16 protein-coding genes are annotated in these 20,892 nt (G+C 49.8%); 12 read left to right on the plus strand and 4 right to left on the minus strand.

The window, feature by feature from the left end; genetic code table 11:
• Window positions 1-37 precede the first annotated feature (37 nt).
• Window positions 38-1,903, minus strand: a complete 1,866-nt coding sequence (locus HEQ50_RS04425; protein ID WP_334427324.1) for a glycerophosphodiester phosphodiesterase — start codon at window positions 1,901-1,903, stop codon at window positions 38-40.
• Window positions 1,904-2,250: 347 nt separating this feature from the next.
• Between HEQ50_RS04425 and adhE the strand changes: the two genes are divergently transcribed.
• The 6 genes from adhE (at window position 2,251) to HEQ50_RS04455 (ending at window position 10,105) form a co-directional block, all read left to right on the plus strand.
• A complete protein-coding gene (adhE, locus tag HEQ50_RS04430) occupies window positions 2,251-4,869 on the plus strand; it encodes a bifunctional acetaldehyde-CoA/alcohol dehydrogenase (RefSeq protein ID WP_168899314.1) in 2,619 nt (872 codons plus the stop codon).
• 137 nt (window positions 4,870-5,006) lie between these two features.
• Window positions 5,007-5,477: a flavodoxin gene (locus HEQ50_RS04435; RefSeq protein WP_168899315.1), complete on the plus strand. Its 471-nt coding sequence runs from the start codon at window positions 5,007-5,009 to the stop codon at window positions 5,475-5,477.
• 377 nt (window positions 5,478-5,854) lie between these two features.
• The gene (locus HEQ50_RS04440) at window positions 5,855-6,469 is read left to right on the plus strand and encodes a LysM domain-containing protein (protein ID WP_168899316.1); all 615 of its coding nucleotides are present in this window, start codon (window positions 5,855-5,857) and stop codon (window positions 6,467-6,469) included.
• 603 nt (window positions 6,470-7,072) lie between these two features.
• On the plus strand, window positions 7,073-7,684 hold the full coding sequence (locus tag HEQ50_RS04445) for a LysM peptidoglycan-binding domain-containing protein (RefSeq protein WP_168899317.1): 612 nt from the start codon (window positions 7,073-7,075) through the stop codon (window positions 7,682-7,684).
• Between the two features lie 231 nt (window positions 7,685-7,915).
• Window positions 7,916-8,263: an aggregation promoting factor surface protein gene (locus tag HEQ50_RS04450; RefSeq protein ID WP_168899318.1), complete on the plus strand. Its 348-nt coding sequence runs from the start codon at window positions 7,916-7,918 to the stop codon at window positions 8,261-8,263.
• A gap of 654 nt (window positions 8,264-8,917) precedes the next feature.
• Window positions 8,918-10,105, plus strand: a complete 1,188-nt coding sequence (locus HEQ50_RS04455) for an acetate/propionate family kinase (protein ID WP_168899319.1) — start codon at window positions 8,918-8,920, stop codon at window positions 10,103-10,105.
• Window positions 10,106-10,390: 285 nt separating this feature from the next.
• Here the strand turns inward: HEQ50_RS04455 and HEQ50_RS04460 are convergent, their stop codons facing one another.
• Both HEQ50_RS04460 and HEQ50_RS04465 read right to left on the minus strand, forming a co-directional pair.
• Window positions 10,391-12,016: an ABC transporter permease gene (locus HEQ50_RS04460; protein ID WP_168899320.1), complete on the minus strand. Its 1,626-nt coding sequence runs from the start codon at window positions 12,014-12,016 to the stop codon at window positions 10,391-10,393.
• Between the two features lie 5 nt (window positions 12,017-12,021).
• Entirely contained in the window at window positions 12,022-12,921 is a 900-nt protein-coding gene (locus tag HEQ50_RS04465) for an ABC transporter ATP-binding protein (RefSeq protein WP_168899321.1), read from the minus strand.
• A gap of 178 nt (window positions 12,922-13,099) precedes the next feature.
• Between HEQ50_RS04465 and HEQ50_RS04470 the strand changes: the two genes are divergently transcribed.
• The 4 genes from HEQ50_RS04470 (at window position 13,100) to HEQ50_RS04485 (ending at window position 17,368) form a co-directional block, all read left to right on the plus strand.
• On the plus strand, window positions 13,100-13,747 hold the full coding sequence (locus HEQ50_RS04470) for a TetR/AcrR family transcriptional regulator (RefSeq protein WP_168899322.1): 648 nt from the start codon (window positions 13,100-13,102) through the stop codon (window positions 13,745-13,747).
• 1 nt (window position 13,748) lies between these two features.
• On the plus strand, window positions 13,749-14,408 hold the full coding sequence (locus HEQ50_RS04475; RefSeq protein WP_168899323.1) for an HD domain-containing protein: 660 nt from the start codon (window positions 13,749-13,751) through the stop codon (window positions 14,406-14,408).
• A gap of 400 nt (window positions 14,409-14,808) precedes the next feature.
• Window positions 14,809-16,437: a mannitol dehydrogenase family protein gene (locus tag HEQ50_RS04480; protein WP_168899324.1), complete on the plus strand. Its 1,629-nt coding sequence runs from the start codon at window positions 14,809-14,811 to the stop codon at window positions 16,435-16,437.
• 49 nt (window positions 16,438-16,486) lie between these two features.
• On the plus strand, window positions 16,487-17,368 hold the full coding sequence (locus HEQ50_RS04485) for an aldose 1-epimerase family protein (protein ID WP_168899325.1): 882 nt from the start codon (window positions 16,487-16,489) through the stop codon (window positions 17,366-17,368).
• Here the strand turns inward: HEQ50_RS04485 and HEQ50_RS04490 are convergent.
• The gene (locus HEQ50_RS04490) at window positions 17,365-18,039 is read right to left on the minus strand and encodes a histidine phosphatase family protein (protein WP_168899326.1); all 675 of its coding nucleotides are present in this window, start codon (window positions 18,037-18,039) and stop codon (window positions 17,365-17,367) included. The two genes, HEQ50_RS04485 and HEQ50_RS04490, sit on opposite strands and share 4 nt — an antisense overlap.
• 105 nt (window positions 18,040-18,144) lie before the next feature.
• Between HEQ50_RS04490 and HEQ50_RS04495 the strand changes: the two genes are divergently transcribed.
• Together HEQ50_RS04495 and gntK are read left to right on the plus strand one after the other, a co-directional pair.
• Window positions 18,145-19,137: a D-isomer specific 2-hydroxyacid dehydrogenase family protein gene (locus HEQ50_RS04495; protein ID WP_168899327.1), complete on the plus strand. Its 993-nt coding sequence runs from the start codon at window positions 18,145-18,147 to the stop codon at window positions 19,135-19,137.
• Window positions 19,138-19,291: 154 nt separating this feature from the next.
• Window positions 19,292-20,830, plus strand: coding sequence for a gluconokinase (gene gntK, locus HEQ50_RS04500; protein ID WP_168899328.1), 1,539 nt, complete (start codon window positions 19,292-19,294; stop codon window positions 20,828-20,830).
• Window positions 20,831-20,892: the final 62 nt, after the last annotated feature.

Consider the following 20,892-nt stretch of genomic DNA (forward strand, 5'->3'; position numbering starts at 1 on the left):
ACAGTTGTGTTGGCGCGTCCTTTGACTCTCTCGGTGACTACTGCGTCTGTGTTTCCAACGTTAAATCATTCATAAACGTCAGCAACAAATTGGCGTAGCTCGGGTGATCCGTGTTGTCTTTGATTTCTTGTTGAATCAGGTGGAGATTGTTGGTGATGACGCCGTTGACGCCAATAAACATCATCTGATCCATGCTGGTGACGTCGTCAATGTCCCAGGCATAGACCTTCTTATGTTCGCGGTCGGCCTGTTCGATGAAGGTGTCGTTGAGCGTGGTTTCCTCCATGGTGTAGGCGTTGGCCCGCGTGTGGGGGAAGGTGAGATTGTACGGCATGATATAGCTGACGAACAACTCGGGATGGTCTTCCTTCAGCCGGTTCATGATGGTGTAGCTTAACGTATGCACCTGCTCGTGGTTGGCTAGGATGCGGGCCCCAAACTGCCGGTAGAATCGTTCCGGTAAGTCCTTGGTGTCGGCACCACCGGTTTTAATCTCGATGAGGAGTTTCTGATGGTGTTGGATGGCCGAATTGAGGTAGTGGTCAAAGCTGGGAATCTTGGCCTGATAGCCATTTTCGGTCACGGTAATTTTGGTGAGCTGCTTGAGCGTCAGCGAGGAGACCTTGCGATTGAGGCCGGCCAGCGTCTTTAGATTCCCATCGTGCATAACCACGAATTGGTGGTCCTTAGTCATCCGAATGTCCATCTCGACGTAGTCCGGCTTCTCTCGGCTGGTCTTGACCATGGCAGGAATCGTGTTCTGTACGCCATTGCCGTTGTCCACGCCCCGGTGAGCAATGGTCAGCGGCTTGCTCATGGCGAGACCGTTGAGATAAATCAGATTGAACCCAACCAGCGCGGCACTAATGATGACGAGGCCGCTGACAATCAAAGCGCGGGTCCGGAGCCGCGTCTTGGCGGGTTCGCGGAAGCTAAAGAGCATGGATGGCGTGGCCTGATGGATATCGTGACTACTGAGAATCACCATCATGAAGATCACGGTGGCGTAGCAGACGATGAATTCCGTAATGACTTCCATCAAAAATAGATTAATGGTGGCCGCGACCAATGCCACGTGGGTTTTGTCGAAGAAGACCTGGCCGACGTATAGTGCGGCGTAAATGAACGCCACGACAATACTGACCATGATCAGGGTCACGATAATTTTAAAAAAGTAGTTCCAGAAGTGACCGCGCGTCCGTTGCCAACTGAGGCGAATGGCTTCGCGGCTATGGTAGTGGTCGATCATCATCAGGGGTAAGACGGCGATGAGCCGAATCCCCAGATAGGCCGCGCCAACATAGAAGATGCTGAGAAGCACCGCGAAGATATTGTTGTCCATGAGGTAGCTAACAATAAAGGCGGGAATCTTGGCCTTGTTGAGCAGGGGGGTGGTGAAGAGCTCACTCCCGAATGGCATGATGATAATAAAATAACCAATAAAGAAGAGAAACGTACTGGGGGAGGCGCCGGCAATGCTTCGAATGGTGTCCCCCAGAATGCTGAGCATCGTCTGCGGTCGCCCGTGGCGAATGTTGGTAATTCCCAGTAACAGGTAGGCAAATTGCCAGTAAATGAGGGTCACGATCGCCAGGAGAATCAACACTAGCCCCACGATGGCTAGGGGATGCTTAAGAACGAGGGACCCAATGTTGGTGTAAGAAACGTAGGGGACGTGCTGCCACCGCATGAGTGCCGAAGTCAGCCACGTAAAGACGGGGACGGCAATGTAACTGACCACGAGGTTCGTCAAGAAGACGAGGGTCACGTAGCTCCCCCAATGACTGAAGAAGTGGTGGTTGGCATCGCGCCAAAAAGCCCAAGGCCGCATAAAAGAATCACGCTTTCTGATTAATAAGGTTAGGTGTTCCAGCAGATAATTGGTCAAACTCGACCTAAACACGATATAAACCTACTTTAGCATAGTCTACGTGATCCGGGGGCTGAAAAAAGGGTCGTTATGGCAAAAAGCCGGGGAACACGACCTAAATAGGCCGATAGTTGCCGCTGTTATGAAAGAAAAAGCGACGGTTGTGATTTAAAGCACACATTAAAAACAGCAAAAAAATTCCAAAAACATATGTATGCGCTTACATTACTGATGTCTGTAAGCCGCGTTGCTATCGGGTTTGTTCGCCAAACCAATTAGTTGTGATTTTTTTAACATAAACCTCTTGCAGAATTTTGAAAAGGTGATATGATTTAACTCGTGAAGAACTTAACAAGATGTTTTCAAATGGAGGCATAAGCATGTTAAAAAACGTGAAAGAAAATCCAAAAGCTAAAAAAGAAGAAAACGGCGAAACGGTTGACCAAATGATCGACCGGTTAACCGCCAAGGCCCACGACGCCCTGTGCGCCATGGACGATTTTACCCAAGAAAAAGTGGACCACATCGTGCACCAAATGGCGATCGCTGGTCTGGATCACCATATGGAATTGGCCAAGGCCGCTTACGAAGAAACCGGCCGGGGCGTGATGGAAGACAAGGCTGTGAAGAACATGTTCGCGACCGAAGAAATCTGGCACTCCATCAAGCATGACAAGACGGTCGGTATCATCAAAGATGACCGCGAACGTCAACTGATCACCGTCGCAGAACCCCTCGGAATCTTAGCCGGGGTAACCCCCGTGACCAACCCAACCTCAACGGCAATGTTTAAGTCCTTGATCGCCGTTAAGACGCGAAACCCCATCATCTTCGCCTTTCACCCACAGGCGCAGAAGTCTTCCGTGATGGCTGCCAAGGTCGTCCGGGACGCCGCAATTGCTGCCGGAGCACCAGAGGGCGTCATCCAATGGATCGACAAGCCTAGCCTGGAAGCCACGACGGCGCTGATGAATCACCCAATGGTAGCCAGTGTCTTGGCTACCGGGGGTCCTGGCATGGTTAAGGCCGCTTACTCCACTGGGAAGCCAGCCTTAGGGGTTGGTCCTGGTAACGGCCCAGCTTACATTGAAAAGACGGCTAACATCAAGCGTTCCGTCTACGACATCGTATTGTCGAAGACGTTTGACAACGGGATGGTGTGTGCCTCTGAAAACAGTGCCGTGATTGACCAAGAAATCTACGACACGGTTAAGCAAGAAATGGAAGATCGTGGCGTCTTCTTCATTAAGAAGAGTGACGAAAAGGCTCTGGCCGACGCGATGTTCCGTCCGGAAGGCGGCGTGAAGGGCCCTATCGCCGGGATGTCCGCGCAAAAGATTGCGGAGATTGCCGGGATTAAGGTTCCCGCAACGACGAAGGTCTTGGCGGCTGAATTGAAGGGCGTGGGTCCTAAGTTCCCACTTTCTCAAGAAAAGCTGTCACCCGTACTGTCCGTCTTCAAGGCTAAGAGCCACGAAGATGCCTTCAAGATCTGTGATGAACTCCTCCACTTTGGCGGGTTGGGTCACACGGCCGGTATCCACACGATGGACGATGACTTGGCTACGGAATTTGGTATTAAGATGAAGGCAAGTCGGGTACTGGTTAACACGCCATCCGCTATCGGTGGGATTGGGAACCTCTACAACGAAATGATTCCTTCATTAACTTTGGGGACTGGCTCATGGGGCAAGAACTCCGTTTCCCACAACGTCTCCTCATTTGACCTGTTGAACATCAAAACGATTGCAAAGCGGCGAAATAATATGCAATGGATTAAATTACCTCGAGTTTACTTTGAAAAGACATCTGTCCGTTACCTCGACGATATGCCTGGCATCAAGCGGGTCTTCCTGGTAACCAGCCCATCCATGGTGGAATTGGGTTACGTTGACACGGTCTTGAACGAACTGAAACGCCAACCAGATGGGATCGAATACTCCCTGTTCTCCGACGTTGAACCCGACCCAACCACGGATACAGTTAACCGTGGGGTCGCGCAGATGCGGACGTTTAAGCCGGATACCATCGTGGCCTTAGGTGGGGGCTCACCAATCGATGCCGCCAAGAACATGTGGTTATTCTACGAAGATCCGAATGCTAGTTTCTTTGGGGCTAAGCAGAAGTTCCTGGACATTCGGAAGCGGACTTATAAGTTCCACAAGCCACACAAGGCGCAATTCGTGGCCATTCCAACAACGTCTGGGACTGGGTCCGAAGTAACGCCATTCTCCGTGATTACCGATTCCAAGACCCACGTGAAATACCCGTTGGCTGACTACGCTTTGACGCCAGACGTGGCGATCGTGGATTCACAATTTATCCAAACGGTGCCAAAGAAGACGGTGGCTTACTCCGGGTTGGACGTCTTGACCCACGCCATTGAATCCTACGTGTCAGCGATGGCTTCCGATTACACGCGGCCATGGTCCTTGCAAGCCATCAAGCTGGTCATGGACAACCTGACCAACTCCTACAATGGGGACGCCACGGCTAGAGAAGAAATGCACAACGCGTCAACGTTGGCTGGGATGGCCTTTGCCAATGCCTTCCTCGGTGTGGATCACTCCATCGCCCATAAGCTGGGTGGCGAATTCGGCTTACCTCATGGCTTGGCGATTGCCATCACCTTGCCACACGTTATTCGGTACAACTTCAAGGAACCAACGAAGCTGGCAATGTGGCCGAAATACGAATACTTCCGTGCCGACGAAGATTACGCACAGATTGCCCGTTACCTCGGCTTGCCAGGGAGCACCAAGGAAGAATTGAAGGAAGCCTTAGTCAAGAAGGTCATTGACCTGGCTCATTCAGTCGGTGTCACCTTGAGCTTGAAGGCTAACGGCGTGGACAAAGCTCACTTTGATAAGGTGGTTGATCACTTGGCAGAATTGGCCTTTGAAGACCAATGCACGACCGCTAACCCGAAGGAACCGCTAGTTTCAGAATTGAAGCAGATCATGATTGATGAATACGATGGGAAGAACGTTGAAAAATAACGGTTAACCCAGGACGGTCGCTCTGAGAAGGGCGGCCTTTTTTTGTCGGTTTCTTCTATAATATATAGATAATGCTGACGTGCGGTCGGCAGAAGGCGTATGCTTAAGGTGGCAAACTAATCTAAGGAGGAATCATGATGGTACAAACGAAAACAGCTCTGATCTATTTCTCAGTCTCGGGACATACGCAAACGGCCGCAGAAACCGTTGGCCGCTATCTTCAGTTAACACCGATCGCGCTGACGGCGGCACAGCCGTATCCGACGACGGGCTTTCAGCAATTGGTTGCGCGAACCGATGCCGAGAATACGCAGTCGCAATTACCGGAATTTGACCCCGTGGCGTTGGGGGATACGCAGACCCTCTATCTGGGGTTTCCCACGTGGTATCATCAGCCGCCACGGATTATTCAGAACTTTCTAACGACAACGGATTTGACGGGGATGACGGTGATTCCCTTTGTCACCAGCGCCAGCAGTCGGGTGACCGAAAGCTTACCTTACCTCGAAAAATGGGCAGCCGACGGCAACTTTTCGCTGGGCGAGGGTTTCACGGCGAATAATCCGGACGAGATTGCGGCGGGATTAAAGGATGATTTCCCCCTATAAGTTAAAAAATTTGCAGCAGTTTTTGCGGTTAAAGGGATACGTTTAGCCGTGAAAACTGCTTTTTTTAGACGGCATATCGGCAAAAAGTAGCCGATTTTTCGAAAAATGACCGAATTTTCATTAAATTATCATCTGAAAACGTAAAAAAGCCGTGATTTTCAGTGCAAAACGCACTGATATTTCTCCCCCTTTTGGGCTAAAATGGGCAAAAAATGGCTAATTAAAGCGTTTTATGTTACTGGAGTGTTACAAATATTACGGAATGTCATAATGTAATATTTTTCTTAACCTCCGTGTAATCTAACATCAATTTGAATGTAATACCCATCAGTTATTCTAATACCCGTTAAGCAAACAAAGGAGGACATTCATTTATTATGAATATCAAAAAAGCTTTAGTTACGACTTTAGGGACGGTTGCCGTTGTCGGTGCCGGTCTCTTCGCTTCAACGCAAACGGCTAACGCCGATACGGTTACGGTCAAGCAGGGGGATTCTGTTTGGTCATTAGCTAACACGTACAACACGTCAGTCAATGCCATTGAAAAGGCCAACAGCCTTGCCAACAGTAGCTTGATCTACGTGGGTCAAACGTTAAACGTGCCAACCAGCACGACGACGTCCACGACTTCTGCTAACGTTGCTAGCCAAAACTACAGCAACGACACGACTGCCCAAGCTAGCCAATCCACGACTAGTCAAGCAACCACGTCATACTCTAACCAAGCTTCCACGAGCAGCAACACGACTGCTTCTACTGGTGTTTCTGGCTCCGAAGCCAGCGCCAAGGCTTGGATCGCGGGTAAGGAATCCGGTGGTTCTTACTCAGCACGGAACGGCCAATATGTCGGTAAGTACCAATTGAGCGCTTCCTACTTGAATGGGGACTACTCTGCCGCTAACCAAGAAAAGGTTGCCAACAACTACGTGACTTCCCGTTACGGTTCATGGTCTGCTGCCCAATCATTCTGGCAAGCAAACGGCTGGTACTAAAACCAAAGTAAATTAATCGTTTAAATCAAGTAAGCTCTCACGGATGCAGGTCCGTGGGGGCTTTTTTGCTGGGCCTCTTAGAGAAACTACCAGTAATGGTCCTGGCGCGAAGACGGTGGTCACCAAGATAAGATTTAATGCGACTACGGATACAAGGCTAGCCGTCCGATTGCGTGTTAAATTGGTTTCCTTCTATACCTATAGAAGAGAAAAAGCAGAGAATGTCACTAAAAGATTGCCGTGAAGCGCTTCGTCAGATGGTCGAGCGTGAATTAATTCAGGGGAACACGGACCGTGGTGCGGGCCAAAAGTCGAAAAAACTAGAAAAATCTGATATTTATTGTGAGAAATTGTCCGCAAATATGCCAAATTAGCGCGCAAATTTAGTCAAAATCGTCATTTCCCAGCAATGAAGCCCGCGAAAATCGGCTTAATGTTGCGATACCGTTAACCATGTTACAGTTTGTCATTTAACCTGGTTTTTCTTAACGCGGGTGTAACTCAGGGACAACGGTGATGTAACGTCCACAGGTTATGATAGGTCTCGTTAAGTAATTGATAGACAAACCGCTTCACTTAAGTCAAAGGAGGACATTCGTTTTTATGAATATCAAAAAAGTTTTAGTTTCTACTTTAGGTACTGCTGCAGTGTTGGGTGCTGGGTTATTTGCTGGCACCACTTCCGCTAACGCCGACGTCCGGGTAACGGTGAAGTCGGGAGACACTGTCGCAAAGATTGCTAAGCAATACAGTTCTAGCGTTTCTTCAATCGAAAAGGCCAACAGTTTAAAGAACGTCAATTTGATTTACGTTGGTGAATCCTTAGTGGTTCCAAGTTCTACTGGCACCACAACTTCAACGACCACGCAATCAACTCAATCCACGACGCCAAGCACGTCAACGACCACTGCTAATGCGGGGACCAGCAACACCGCCGCAGCGTCAACTGGAACAACCAGTAGTGCTTCCACGAGTACGTCCACAACGTCTAGCTCTGACTCTTCAGCCAAGGCTTGGATTGCCAACAAGGAATCCGGTGGGTCATACTCCGCATCTAACGGGAACTACTATGGGAAGTATCAACTGAGCAAGTCTTACTTGAACGGGGACTACTCCGCCGCTAACCAGGAAAAGGTTGCCAACAACTATGTGACCTCTCGTTACGGGTCATGGGCAGCTGCCAAGGCTTTCTGGCAAGCAAATGGCTGGTACTAAACCGAATTAACCTCGGATTAAATCAGTTTATAAACTAAGAGAAGAAACGACGGTAAACCCCAAGTTGGGTAGACCGTCGTTTTTGCGTCCACGAAGCCGCGAAAAAGGGCGTTTTTTACCCCACCCAAGCTAAAATGGGGTTGGCTGTCACAGCTTCGTAACATTCGGACAACTTTCCTGTAACTTAAGAACGTTATGCTATTCTTAACAAATTCGCTAGGGGGCCTCACGTTGAAACTAAAAGCACTGTTCATGGTTATGTTAATGGTCGTTTCAATGATCCTGCCTAGCGTCAGTTCGGTGGCCAGTATCACGACGGCGGAAGCAAGCGTGAAGTATGTTTGCACGCTGTCTAAGACGGAGAAGAAGGCCAAAGCTTGGATTGCCAATAAGGAATCCGGGGGAAACTACCGGGCGAAGAACGGCCGGTACTATGGGAAATATCAGTTGACCCGCTCATACTTGAAGGGGGACTACAGTAAAGCCAATCAAGAAAAGACAGCTGATCGGTATGCGCATAGCCGCTACGGCAGTTGGGTACGGGCTAAGAGTCATTGGTTGGCTTATGGCTGGTTTTAACGTTTAAATAAAGACGGCTACGCGGATGGTCGAAGATGGTTTTCGATATCTGCGGTAGTGGTAAAAGGATGTGGCTGATGTCACATCCTTTTTTTAGAAGAATCAGGCGGTGAAGGTCCGGAATGCTGATTAGTTTCCGGCTGATAGGATTTGGTGCGATTACATTAGGCATCGCTGGTCATTTGAGCCTGCTAGAGATCCCGGCGCTGTGGAGACCCATTTGTGGCCTTAGAAGCGGAACATCCGGCGGTCACGTTCAGTTACACAGGTTATGACCCTCTAAATGCGTGATAATATTGCTGGAATGGCAATGTTATCACGCATTTTCTTACATTCTATGTAGCCGAGAGTGAGTCAAATTTGGTCTCAGCCGTGGGAGTTTTCAAGCGCTTTTACTTGAAAACTGGCGACTTTGAGACGCGAACTTTTCGGCTCAAAGCGAGGGAAAAGACAGGGGTTTGGCTTTTCCCGTCCTGCCCACCGCGTTCCAGACCAAATTTGGCGAACGGCAAGGCGGACAGTATGAAGCCCAACGCGACAGCCGGTCTTGCACGGAATGGCTAAACAGGCGGGGAAAGTTGTGCGATGTTTTAATTGTAAACGGTTCCATTCTTCGATAAACTGTGACTTAACGACTGAGTGGGAGGATGGATTATGACAAAAGTGTTAGCAATCAACGCAGGAAGTTCCACGCTGAAATGGCAGCTATTCGCCATGCCTGAGGAGCGGGTGATTGCCTCGGGATTGGTCGATCGCCTGAATTTACCGGGATCGATTTTTAAGGTTAAGCTGGCCAACGGTGAAAAAATTTCAGAGACGCAGGATAATATCACGAACAAACTCGCAGCGGCAATGGTGTTGACGCGGCTAAAGTCGTATGGCATTTTACACCATCTTAGTGAGATTACGGGCGTAGGTCACCGGATCGTTGCGGGCGGCGAAGTGTTTAAGGATTCTGCCGTCATCACGCCAACCGTATTGGCCCAGATCAAGGCCCTCAAAGACTATGCGCCGTTACACAATCCGGTTCAGGCCTACTACATTGAGGTGTTCACGCAGTTATTGCCCCGGGCACAACAGGTCGCCGTTTTTGACACGTCGCTGTACACGCAGATGCCGGCGGTGAACTACATGTATAGCATTCCGTACCGGTATTATGAAGACTTTGGCGCGCGTAAGTACGGGGCGCATGGGACGAGCCATCGCTACGTTGCGACGCGGACCGCAGAGATTTTGGACCGGCCGCTCAACGAACTTAAGCTAATCACGTTACATCTGGGCTCAGGCGCTTCGATCACGGCGTTTGACCGGGGGCAAGCCTTGGATACGTCGATGGGCTTTACGCCACTGGCGGGGGTCATGATGGGGACGCGTTCGGGCGATATTGATGCCTCGCTGGTGGCCTTTCTGGCGGAAAAGTTACATAAAACGATGCCGGAGATGATTACGGTGCTTAACCACGAATCCGGATTGCTCGGGATTTCCGAACTCTCCCCGGACCAACGTGATTTGGAACAGACGCAGGCGGACCGGCCGAAGTCCAAGCTGGCCTTGGAGATGTTCGTCAATCGCGTGGTGCGGTATGTGGGGAGCTACGTTGCCGAACTGGGCGGCGTGGACGCGGTAGTCTTTACCGCGGGATCGGGTGAAAATGGCATTGACATGCGCCAAGCCATTGCGGATAAATTGGCCTACTTGGGGATCACGATTGATCCCACCAAGAATGATTTCCGCGGCCAAGAACGGGTCATTAGTCCGGATGATAGCCGGGTTAAGGTGCTCGTGGTACCCACCAATGAAGAATTGATGATTGTGCGTGACGTGGCGCGGTTGACGACGTAGACGCTACGATAGACAGTAATTAATTTTAAACGGAATCGACTGTTTGCCGGCCCACGATTCAATCTATAGTCGGCAACACCAAGAGTCTGGGCGTCTTGTGCCAGACTCTTTTTCGTCGGTCAGCTAATGATTGTCCGTGATGATGAGGCGATTAATTTAAATATAAATAACGTTATAAATAGTTAACCCTTGACCCAAATTGAAAAATCCCGTATGCTTAGTCTACGAAAAAAATACGGTACCCAGTGGCGGGTGCCGTATCGGTAATGTTTAAAGTAGATGATGTTAGCTCATGTGCAGGTCGCGGCGGCGGTAACCCCACCACCCGAGGAGGATGAGTCCAACGCTTAACGCGATGAGCCAGCCGAAGTTGGTCCACTGGACGTCGTGACTCGGCACCTTATTCATCCAACCTAGTGGGGACACATGTTGGGCCCATTTCGGCAACTTCAACATGCCGCCCATGTAGATCGAGATAAAACCGATGCCCAAGTATAGCCAGTTGAGGCTTCTGATCCGTGGCCACCACCCAATAATGGCCGTCGCAATGCCGATGAAGACTAGGATGGCGGGCAGTTGCCCCCAAATTGATTGCCAGAATTCGAAGATCGTGAGGCCGTCTTTAGGGTGACTTAACGTGGCATTTCCCACGAAGATGAGGCTACTAATGGCAACACCGTATGCCACGAGGCTGGTGAGGATCCCCGTGCAGACATAGCTGAAGAACAGCCGCGTGCGGGAAAGTGGCCGGGCGTACAGGGATTCCAACCAGCCATTGGTTTCATCGCTGTAGAGTTTATAGACCAACTGGATGCCGGGAATCGCGGCCATCGCAGCCATGAGAATGACTAAGGTAGAGGTAAAACTGACGAGCATCGCGTGGTTGGCCTCATGAATGACGTTTGCGCCAAAGACCTGTTGCATCGTTGGATTGGTCTTGAGCATATCACCAACACTATTGTAGATGCTCCCATAGGTCATGGCGAGGATCGCCAGGCCGATGATCCAACCGATGATCACGTTGTGTTCGCGGCGCCAGAGAAGTGAGGCGGGACCACGGAGAAAGCGTGAAGCCGTTCGTCGACCGGGCCGCGTCGCAATTGCGCCGGCATTTAGGTCGCGGTGCCAATTAATGGTTGCGGCTAGAATAAAGAGTATCAGTGCCGTTACTAGCGAGAGAAGGATGGGCAACCAATTCGGGTGATGGTAGGGTGAGATCTTCTCTACCCAGCCCAAGGGTGACCACCACGTGTAATCTGGATTTTGAACATCGGTCATCATGCGCACGATATAGGTTAGGCCAAAGAGCATGTAGGCGAGGCCCGTGGCACTCGCGGAATGGTCGGCCAGCTGTGCCGTCAGCAAGCCGAGAAAGCCAAAGACCAGACTGACTGCGGCCAAGCCGATGGCCACCGCCCAGTTACCGTCAGCAGTCATGCCCTGCATGTTGGAGAAACTCAGCCCGACACCATATAAGATGGCAATGAGAGCGTTAACGATGACTAATTCCAGGGCCGCTGCGCTCAGGGGAGCCAGTTGGCCCACCGCCCGCGAACGCACCAGTTCGGTGATGCCTTGATCTTCTTCACCACGGGTGGCGTGAATACCAAGCATAAGGTTCATGACAATTTGGGTGATCGCCATGAAGACCACCATTTCGGTAGAAAAGATTTGAGCCGTCGACGGATTGTTCGTGAACTTGAAGGCGCCTAAGAGGGCGACCATGGCGGGGCTCTTTAACGTCTCCTTGATGGCGGCAATCTCGTGTTGCGTGCCGAAAATATCGGTGAATTTGAAGGCCACACCGACCATCAAGCCGGCGAGAATGAGAACCCAGATCAGAATGCGAAAGCGGTCGCGGCGCAGTGCAAGCCCGGTCAAGCGACCAGTGCGGGCAAAACGTGATGTCATAGCGCTCACTCCTTTTCCGTCGTGTAATAGTGCATGAAGAGATCTTCCAAAGTTGGCGGTGTGCTTTGCAAGGCCATGATGTGATGCTCGGTGAGGGCCGTCATGACGGCGGGTAAGGACTTGGCCTCAACGGAAAACTGCCATTCGTTGGCGTGCTGTCCCGGCTCGGCGTTATGAACGCCAGTGAGTTGGGTGACATCGAGTGGCGTCTTGAGCGTCACGTTAATGACGGTTCGCGTGAGGTGGCGCATCTCTTCAAGGCTCCCCGTTTCAATGATACTGCCCTCGCGGATAATGGCGATTCGGTCACACATACGCTCAACCTCGGACAGAATGTGACTGGAGAGGAGAACGGCCTTGCCCTGCTGTTTAAGCGCCAGAACGGCTAATTGAAATTGGCGTTCATTCAGGGGATCGAGTCCAGAGGTGGGTTCGTCGAAGATATAGAAATCGGCGTCCTGGGAAAAAGCAGCGATCAACGCGACCTTTTGCCGATTACCTTTCGAATAGGTGCGCGCTTTCTTTGTGGGATCGAGACCGAATTGTTTAATCAAATCATCTGTCCGTTGCGAATGCTGAGAACCATTCATTTTGAGCAGCAGGTCGATAATTTCACCACCGGTCAGGTTGGGCCAGAGGTAAACATCGCCGGGAACGTAAGCTAAACGTTGGTGAATCGCAACGCTGTCGTGCCAAACGTCTTGACCGAAGATGGTCGCGTCACCATCGGTGGCACGAATCAACCCCAAGAGGACCCGAATCGTCGTTGATTTACCGGCGCCGTTGGGACCGATAAAGCCAAACACTTCACCGGCATTGACGGAAAAGGTAATGTCCTTCAAAGCCTGAAAGTGACCGAACTTTTTTTGAAGATGGTTAATTTGTAAAACAGGATTAGTGGTCATGGAAAATCCCTCCTCACAGTTATCTAAATTCGCTATCATCGTAAGCCCCTACCCAGTGGAAGTCAATAGAAAAGTGAACTATTTTTTAAAAATAGTTCACTAAAATTAAAAACGTTTCCTAAATGAGTTATGATAGAATAAATGTCAGAAGTTTTGAGGTGAAGGTGGTGACAAAAGGATGGCGACGAATCAAGAACGACGGCAACGACAACGCCAAAACATCCTGCATGCGGCGACCAAACTTTTTATGCGAGATGGGTACAAGGTTACCCATATTAGGGACGTGGCGGCCGAAGCGGCGGTTTCTCAGGTGACGTTGTATAAATATTTTGATAGCAAGGTGGTGCTGGGGCATCAGGTCGTCTTGACAATGATTGACGATGGCTATGCCGCTTATCAGAAAATGGTCGACGATCACAGCCGGTCATTTCGTGAGTTGATTCAACTGATGATTACCACGAAGACGGGGTATGCCGGGGACATGAGCGATGATTTTTATCAATTTGTGACTGACGATATGCGCGGGGCTCTCGGCAATGATGAGGCCCAGCAGCTTTATCAAGCCGGTAAAGAGAAATTTTGGGACAGCGTGATTGCCCGGGGCCGCGCTGCGGGGATGATTAGTCCCATGCTTTCGGATGAGGCCTTGATGATGTATTTGGACATGTACGTGCAGTATTTCAGTTCACCGGCGAGTCATCCCATGATTGGGGATGCGAAGACGTATAAGCATTATGCGGATCAGTTGATGCACCTCTTTTTCTATGGGTTCATTGGCAATCCGCCGCAAACTGACGAAAGTTCAACGAAGGAGCAGGCAAACTAATATGACAGAAGCAGACGTTTTAGCCGCAGTTAGACAATTTTCACAAGCCAAAATGGGAGATGACGAGACGGGGCATGGGTTCGACCACATTCAACGCGTCGTCGGGCTAGCCGACCGGTTGGTCAAGCAGTATCCAGAGGCCGACCGCGTATTAACGGTGACGGCGGCCTACCTGCACGATGTGATTGACGAGAAGCTCGTGGCAGATACCGCTCAAGCGAGTCAGGAAGTTCGATATTTCTTGGCGCAGCAGGGCTTTACCACCTCACAGATTGAAACGATCTTCTTAATCATGGATAACATGTCCTACCACAAAACCCTAGATGGGACGGCTAAACCGTTACCGCTGGAAGGCAAGATTGTGCAGGATGCCGATCGCCTCGACGCGATTGGGGCCATTGGAATTTCACGGGCTATTTACTTTGGGGGCCACTTCGGGGAAAAAATTTACGATCCCGCCGTTCAGCCACGGACGGCCATGACGCACGCGGAGTACCGTAATTTAAATAACGAGACCATCATTAATCACTTTTACGAGAAATTATTGACCTTGAAGGATTTGATGAATACGACGGCGGCCAAGGACCTGGCCGAACACCGCCAGCAGGTCATGTTGGACTTTTTAGCGGAATATAAAGCGGAATGGAACGCGAAGGCATAGGCTTTCGCGTTTTTATTTGCCGGGAAGTCAAAGTTAGGGATTTAAAGATTTCATAGCAAGTGATATACTATGACTGTACGCAATGTTCACGTTAACATTTCAATGTTCATCGAGATGGTAGCGCTAACTTAACGGGCGTGCATAACTAATGTACTAGATAGTCATGATTGCGAAAAACTTTTCAGAAAGTCGTAAACTTTAAAATTCGCCTGTAGGTGTTGGTGCTTCACCATTGAGACCCATTTGGCTGAATCCAAAAAGGTTGACATTTTCTGATAATATTGTATTATGAAATCGGTTACACTGTCATACTAGTATATTAGTTGGGCGGTGCTGATTGTTCGACCATGAGTTGAATTGAACAGTTCGATACTTTGACAATACGAAAGGGCGGTTTCAGATGGTTAAACTAACGGATGATTACTTAAATAATAAGGCGGCTTTTGCGGCAGCCGGGATTACGGTTCCTACTTACGATCAAGACAAGTTGCGGACAGCAACGAACGAACACCCACGTTGGGTTCACTTTGGTGGGGGGAACTTATTCCGTGCCTTCCACGCAGCCATTGCGAACACTTTAATTGAAAAAGGCGAATTGGATTCTGGCGTGATCGTTGCCGATACTTACGACGACGGCGTTGTTGAGGGTGTCTATAAGCCATTCAACGATCGGATCTTGCGGGTTGTGACGCAAGCTGACGGGAACTTTGACAAAGAATTATTTGCCTCAGTTACGGAAGCACTCTTCGCTACCCCAGCTCGTGAAGCTGATTGGAAACGGATGCAAGAAATCTTCAAGGCCCCTTCATTACAAGTGGTTTCCTTCTCGATCACTGAAAAGGGCTACAACTTGAAGACGGTTGCCGGTGACTTGAATGACATTACCAAGGCTGACTTGGCTGCTGGTCCTGAAGCCCCTAAGGGGAACATGGCTGGTTTGGTTTCCTTATTACTGGGTCGTTTCCAAAACGGCGCAACGCCATTAACGCTGATGAGTACCGATAACTTCTCCAACAACGGGGACAAGCTAAAGGACAGTGTCTTGACGATTGCCAAGGGCTGGAAAGAAAATGGCTTTGTGGGTCAAGACTTCTTAGACTACTTACAAGATAGCAAGAAGATCAGCTTCCCACTGTCCATGATCGACCGGATTACGCCAAACCCATCCGAAGCTGTTAGTGCGAAGTTGAAGGATGCTGGCTTCGATGATTATGAGATTATTCACACGCCAAAGCACACCAACATTGCGCCATTCACCAACACCGAAGAAGTTCACTACTTGGTTGTTGAAGATAACTTCCCGAATGGCCGGCCAAAGTTTGAAGATGCCGGGGTCATTATGACCGATCGTAAGACCGTTGGTGAAGCGGATGAAATGAAGGTTACGACCTGCTTGAACCCACTGCACACGTCCTTAGCGATCTTTGGGAGTGTTCTGCAATTCAAGTCCATCTCTGACGAATTACAAAACAAAGACCTGGTTGGTGTGATCAAGCAAATTGGTTACGTTGAAGGCTTGCCAGTTGTTACGGATCCTAAGGTTATTAACCCTAAGGAATTCATCGACCAATTGGTTACGAAGCGGTTGCCTAACCCTTACATTCCAGATACGCCACAACGGATTGCAACGGATACCTCACAGAAGATTCCAGTGCGTTACGGGGTAACCATCAAGCAATACGTTGACCGTGACGGTTTCGACCCATCGACCTTGGAATTCATTCCATTGACGATTGCCGGCTGGTTCCGTTACCTGATGGCCGTTAACGATGAGGGTGAAGCCTTCGAACCAAGTCCAGATCCAATGATGGATGACTTGAAGAAGTACGTCGGTGACATCAAGTTAGGCGAACCAACTGATGTTCACGCCCACTTGAAGGACATTTTGACCAACACGTCCATCTTCGGCCAAGATCTTTACGCCGTTGGTTTGGGTGAAAAGGTTGAAAACTACTTCAGTCAAATGATTGCTGGCAAGGGTGCGATCGTGAAGACGATTGAAGACGCCTTAGCTAAGCACGCAAAATAACAAATAAATTGTCGATCGTCACGCAGAATTTATGAGGAGTGAGAAATTTATGATCACCATTCAAAACAGTCGCTTTCGGGTTGCGATTAATGAAGTTGGCGCAGAGTTAACCCATTTTGTGGATCAAACGACAGGCCGTGATTTAATTTGGAACAACGATCTTTGGCCAAAGCATGCACCGGTACTCTTTCCGGCGATTGGCCGTTCGAATGAAGATAGCTACTTGATTGATGGTCAAAAATTCGAGATGCCCCAACATGGATTTGTTAGTGGCTTGACATTCGCCGTTGCTCAGCAAACCGACTCGGCCGTAACCCTGTCGGCGCGGGCAACTGACGAAACGAAAAAAATGTATCCTTTTGACTTCGAACTGCAAGTTACCTTCAGCTTGACGGCTGATGGCTTGAACTTGAAGTTTGATGTCCAGAATCACGATGCGCAGGATCTTTCCTTCTCCTTGGGATCTCATCCCGCATTCAACGTCCCATTCTCAGATGGCGAACAGTTTACGGATTACCAAGTGGCCTTAACGCCGGCACCACAAGACTTAACCCACTTCGAGATCGTAAAAACGCCAAATCCATTCCGGAGCGGCAAGAGCTTGCCCGTCAAGAATGAAGCTGGCGTGATTGATTTGAACTATCCGATGTTTGATGATGGGTTAATGATTCTGAATGCACCGGGCTTGGAACACGTGACGTTGCGTTCTAAAGTTAGCGGCAAGTCCATCACTTTAGATGTGAAGGACTTCGACTACGTGACCTTATGGACCAAGGAAGGCGCCAACGCCCCATTCCTCTGCATCGAACCATTCAATGGTTTGCCAGACGTTTCCGGCGATCTGCGTGAGCTGAAGAGCAAAGAAGGGAACCACCATGTGGCTGCCGGCCAAACGGAAACGATGGCTTACGATATTCACGTCAAAGACTAGCTTAACCGATTGTAGGCCGTGACCTTGCCGGTAAAGTGTGTGTCGTCAGTGGCTTGGGCCACCAGGGTGGTAATGCCGCCGTTGGCCGGATAATTGGTGAGCGCATCGAATTCCGAACCGTATCGCAGAACCAGTGAGCGAATCAAAGTGCCGTGGGTGACCACCAGTAACCGATCGCCATCGTGGGCTTCAGTAAGTAATTCCTGAATGCCGCGATCGACCCGGTTACTGAAGGTTACGCCGTCCTCTGAGAGATGCCGCGGGTCTGCGGCGTGCATCGCGTCGCGGGCGGCATCAAACGAGTATTTCTGAATGATTTCGGCCTGCGTACGACAGCCCAGCTGTTGTTGCTCGCCGACTTCAATCCAGGCCTGGTGAAAGTCCAGACCTTCATAGGAACCGAAGAAGACTTCACGAAAATCTTCGTGTTGTTCGGGTTCAGCCTGCAGGAAACGGTTCGGTCGAATGATGTGTTTGGCCGTGTCGATAGCCCGTTTGAGATCGGATGCATGGTAGCTTTGATAGTGGGTATCCTTGAGCAACTGGCCGACTTGGTCGGCCGTTGCGATCCCGTCCGCCGTCAGGGGTGAATCCGCCCAGCCCTGGAGTTTATCCATGGTGTTGAAGATGGTTTGCCCGTGACGGACGAAATCAATGGTAATAGTTTTCATAAACAAGTAGCCTCCTCAAGATGTCTATCAACATTATACGCATATTTGGGAAGCCACAGGTGTAAGATTGAATTTGAATTTAATTATTTTGGAGGTTTTTGGAAAATGGCACAATATAAAATTGCGGTGGTTAACTCAAGTAGTTTTGGACAAGTCTTCAAGGAACACTGGAAGCAAATCGAAGAAATTGGTGAAGTTAAGCGGTTCATGCTGCCAACGGACATCGATGGTAAGTCATTAGCTAAGGAATTAAACGGCTACAACATTATCATTGCTTCGGTTACCCCAATGTTTAACAAAGAATTCTTTGACAACAAGGACGAAACCTTACTGATTTCTCGTCACGGTATCGGCTTCAACAACGTTGATATCAAAGCTGCCAAGGAACATGGGACGAAGGTTGCCATCGTGCCACAATTGGTTGAACGGGACTCCGTTGCTGAAAACGAATTGGCTAACTTGATGACCTTGGTTCGTCGGACGGTTCAATCCGCAGAACGCGAACGTGATGACCGTTACGAAGATCGTGCCGAATTCATGGGTAATGAATTATCTGGTAAGACCTTTGGGGTTATCGGCTGTGGGAACATTGGTAGCCGAGTTGCTGAATTGTTCAGTGTCTTTGGTGGCCCAATCCTGGTTAACGACCCAGATCCTAAGGCCCCAGCTGGCTGGTTGAAGAGTCACAACGTCCAACGCGTTGACTTGGATACGTTGTTGGAAAAGGCAGACTACATCTCATTGAACGCGTCCTTAAACGATGGGAACTACCACTTAATCGATGCTAAGAAGATTGCTAAGATGAAGAAGGGTGTTTACCTGTGCAACAACGCACGTGGTGCCCTTATCGACGAAACGGCCCTCTTAGACGGGATCAAGTCTGGCCAAGTTGCGGGTTACGCTGCCGATGCTGTGGAAGTTGAACCAGTACGGGCAACCTCACCATTACTGCAAAACGACCGCGTCTTATTGACGCCACATACCTCTGCTTACACCTACGAATGCTTGCATGGCATGGGTGAAAAGTGTGTCAGCGATGTGAAGAATATTGTTGCCAACAAGCCGTTGGTTCGTGAATTAACAAGTACTTTAGCCTAGTGAACAGGCCGAACGGGACCATGTGCTGCTAATTGGGGGCACGTGGCCCCGTTTATAGCCTAACGCGATACACTATGCGCGGATTTTCGGCTACGCTCAGTTGCTAGTAGATGTGAAAAACAAAAATCGCCAAAATAAAAGGAAGTTGAAAAATATGGATTATTTAATCGGAATTGACGTTGGTACCACGAGTACCAAGGCCGTACTGTACAACACTGATGGGGAAATCTTTGGTTACGCCAACAAGTTATACCCCCTGATTCAAGACAACCCGGACATGGCCGAAGAAGATCCAGACGTGATCTTTGACGCCTCCGTTGAAGCCTTGAAGGAAGTCACGGCTAAGGCCGATCCTAAGGAAGGTAAGATCTTAGGGGTTTCCTGGTCAACACAACAACACAGTTTAGTGGGGATGGACAAGGACTACAAGCCAACCACACGGGCCATTACGTGGGCCGACAACCGTTCCGAGAAGGTCGCTTCGCGGATGGCTAAGGACGGCAGTGGTCTGGAACTCTACAAGCGGACCGGTCTACCAACCCATCCGATGGGTGTGGTCTACAAGTTGCTGTGGATTAAGGAACAACATCCAGATATTTACCAGAAGACCCAGTACTGGGTTGGTCTGAAGGAATACCTGTTGTACCGGTACTTTGGTCAACTCAAGGAAGAGACCAACATGGCCTCAACCACCGGTCTGTTCAACATCCATACGATGGACTGGGACGAAGAATCCATGAAGCTGACCGGGATTACCCGCGATCAACTGCCAGAACTCGTGGATACGACCTACCAGATGAAGGGCCTGCACCCAGAAATTGCCAAGAAGATTGGCTTTTCTGAAGACACGCCATTCATCATGGGTGGGACCGATGGGGCCCTCTCTGAAATCGGTTTAGGCGCCATCAACAAGGGTGAAGTGGCCGTCACCATCGGAACGTCCGGTGCGGTGCGGACCTTCGTTGACAAGCCGCAAATTGACCCTAAAGGCCGGATTTACTGCTACCCTGTGATGCAGGGCAAGTGGATCATCGGTGGGCCAGTTAACAACGGGGGGATCGTCTTCCGTTGGGTTCGAGACAACCTCTTTGCGCCCGAAAAGGAACAAGCCAAGAAGGAAGGCAAGGATCCATACGATCTGTTAACCGAAATCGCTAGCAAGGTGCCAGCCGGTTCCGATGGCCTGATCTTCCACCCATTCTTAGGTGGCGAACGGGCCCCAATCTGGGACGGTAACGCTCGGGCCTCTTACTTTGGGTTGACCCGGCAACACAACCGTTCTCACATGGTTCGGGCCGCTCTGGAAGGGATTGTTTACAACCTCTACACCGTTGAATTGGCTTTGAAGGAAGCCATGGAACCAACGGCCATCTTAGCAGCCGGGGGCTTTGCCCGTTCACCACTATGGCGGCAAATGTTGGCGGATATCTTTGAAGAACCCGTCACGATTCCAGAAGCCTTCGAAAGTGGGTGCCTGGGGGCCATGGTGATTGCCCAGATCAGTCTTGGCTTGGCCGATGACTTATCCGTCGTCAAGAAGTTTATCGGAAAGATGAACACCTACAAGCCAAACCCAGAAACGTTTGAAAACTACCGGGAAATCATGCCAATCTACATTCGTCTTGGCCGGAAGTTGCAAACTGAGTACGACAGTATCGCCGAATATCAACGAAAACGCGCACCAAAGGAGTAAATCGTTAGTTTTGATGATTTATTTTCAAAAACTGCTTGAAATTTGTAAAACTTTTTCATATA

This window comes from Lactobacillus sp. HBUAS51381, from assembly GCF_012641095.1.
Classification (GTDB): Bacteria; Bacillota; Bacilli; order Lactobacillales; family Lactobacillaceae; genus Levilactobacillus.

Excerpts from the sequence above, each read along its gene's own strand:
- HEQ50_RS04455 (WP_168899319.1), top strand. The coding sequence starts at position 8,918 with ATGACAAAAGTGTTAGCAATCAACGCAGGAAGTTCCACGCTGAAATGG.
- HEQ50_RS04475 (WP_168899323.1), top strand. The coding sequence starts at position 13,749 with ATGACAGAAGCAGACGTTTTAGCCGCAGTTAGACAATTTTCACAAGCC.
- HEQ50_RS04470 (WP_168899322.1), top strand. The coding sequence starts at position 13,100 with ATGGCGACGAATCAAGAACGACGGCAACGACAACGCCAAAACATCCTG.
- gntK (WP_168899328.1), top strand. The coding sequence starts at position 19,292 with ATGGATTATTTAATCGGAATTGACGTTGGTACCACGAGTACCAAGGCC.
- HEQ50_RS04495 (WP_168899327.1), top strand. The coding sequence starts at position 18,145 with ATGGCACAATATAAAATTGCGGTGGTTAACTCAAGTAGTTTTGGACAA.
- HEQ50_RS04485 (WP_168899325.1), top strand. The coding sequence starts at position 16,487 with ATGATCACCATTCAAAACAGTCGCTTTCGGGTTGCGATTAATGAAGTT.
- HEQ50_RS04440 (WP_168899316.1), top strand. The coding sequence starts at position 5,855 with ATGAATATCAAAAAAGCTTTAGTTACGACTTTAGGGACGGTTGCCGTT.
- HEQ50_RS04490 (WP_168899326.1), bottom strand. The coding sequence starts at position 18,039 with ATGAAAACTATTACCATTGATTTCGTCCGTCACGGGCAAACCATCTTC.
- HEQ50_RS04445 (WP_168899317.1), top strand. The coding sequence starts at position 7,073 with ATGAATATCAAAAAAGTTTTAGTTTCTACTTTAGGTACTGCTGCAGTG.
- HEQ50_RS04435 (WP_168899315.1), top strand. The coding sequence starts at position 5,007 with ATGGTACAAACGAAAACAGCTCTGATCTATTTCTCAGTCTCGGGACAT.
- HEQ50_RS04480 (WP_168899324.1), top strand. The coding sequence starts at position 14,809 with ATGGTTAAACTAACGGATGATTACTTAAATAATAAGGCGGCTTTTGCG.
- HEQ50_RS04460 (WP_168899320.1), bottom strand. The coding sequence starts at position 12,016 with ATGACATCACGTTTTGCCCGCACTGGTCGCTTGACCGGGCTTGCACTG.
- HEQ50_RS04465 (WP_168899321.1), bottom strand. The coding sequence starts at position 12,921 with ATGACCACTAATCCTGTTTTACAAATTAACCATCTTCAAAAAAAGTTC.
- adhE (WP_168899314.1), top strand. The coding sequence starts at position 2,251 with ATGTTAAAAAACGTGAAAGAAAATCCAAAAGCTAAAAAAGAAGAAAAC.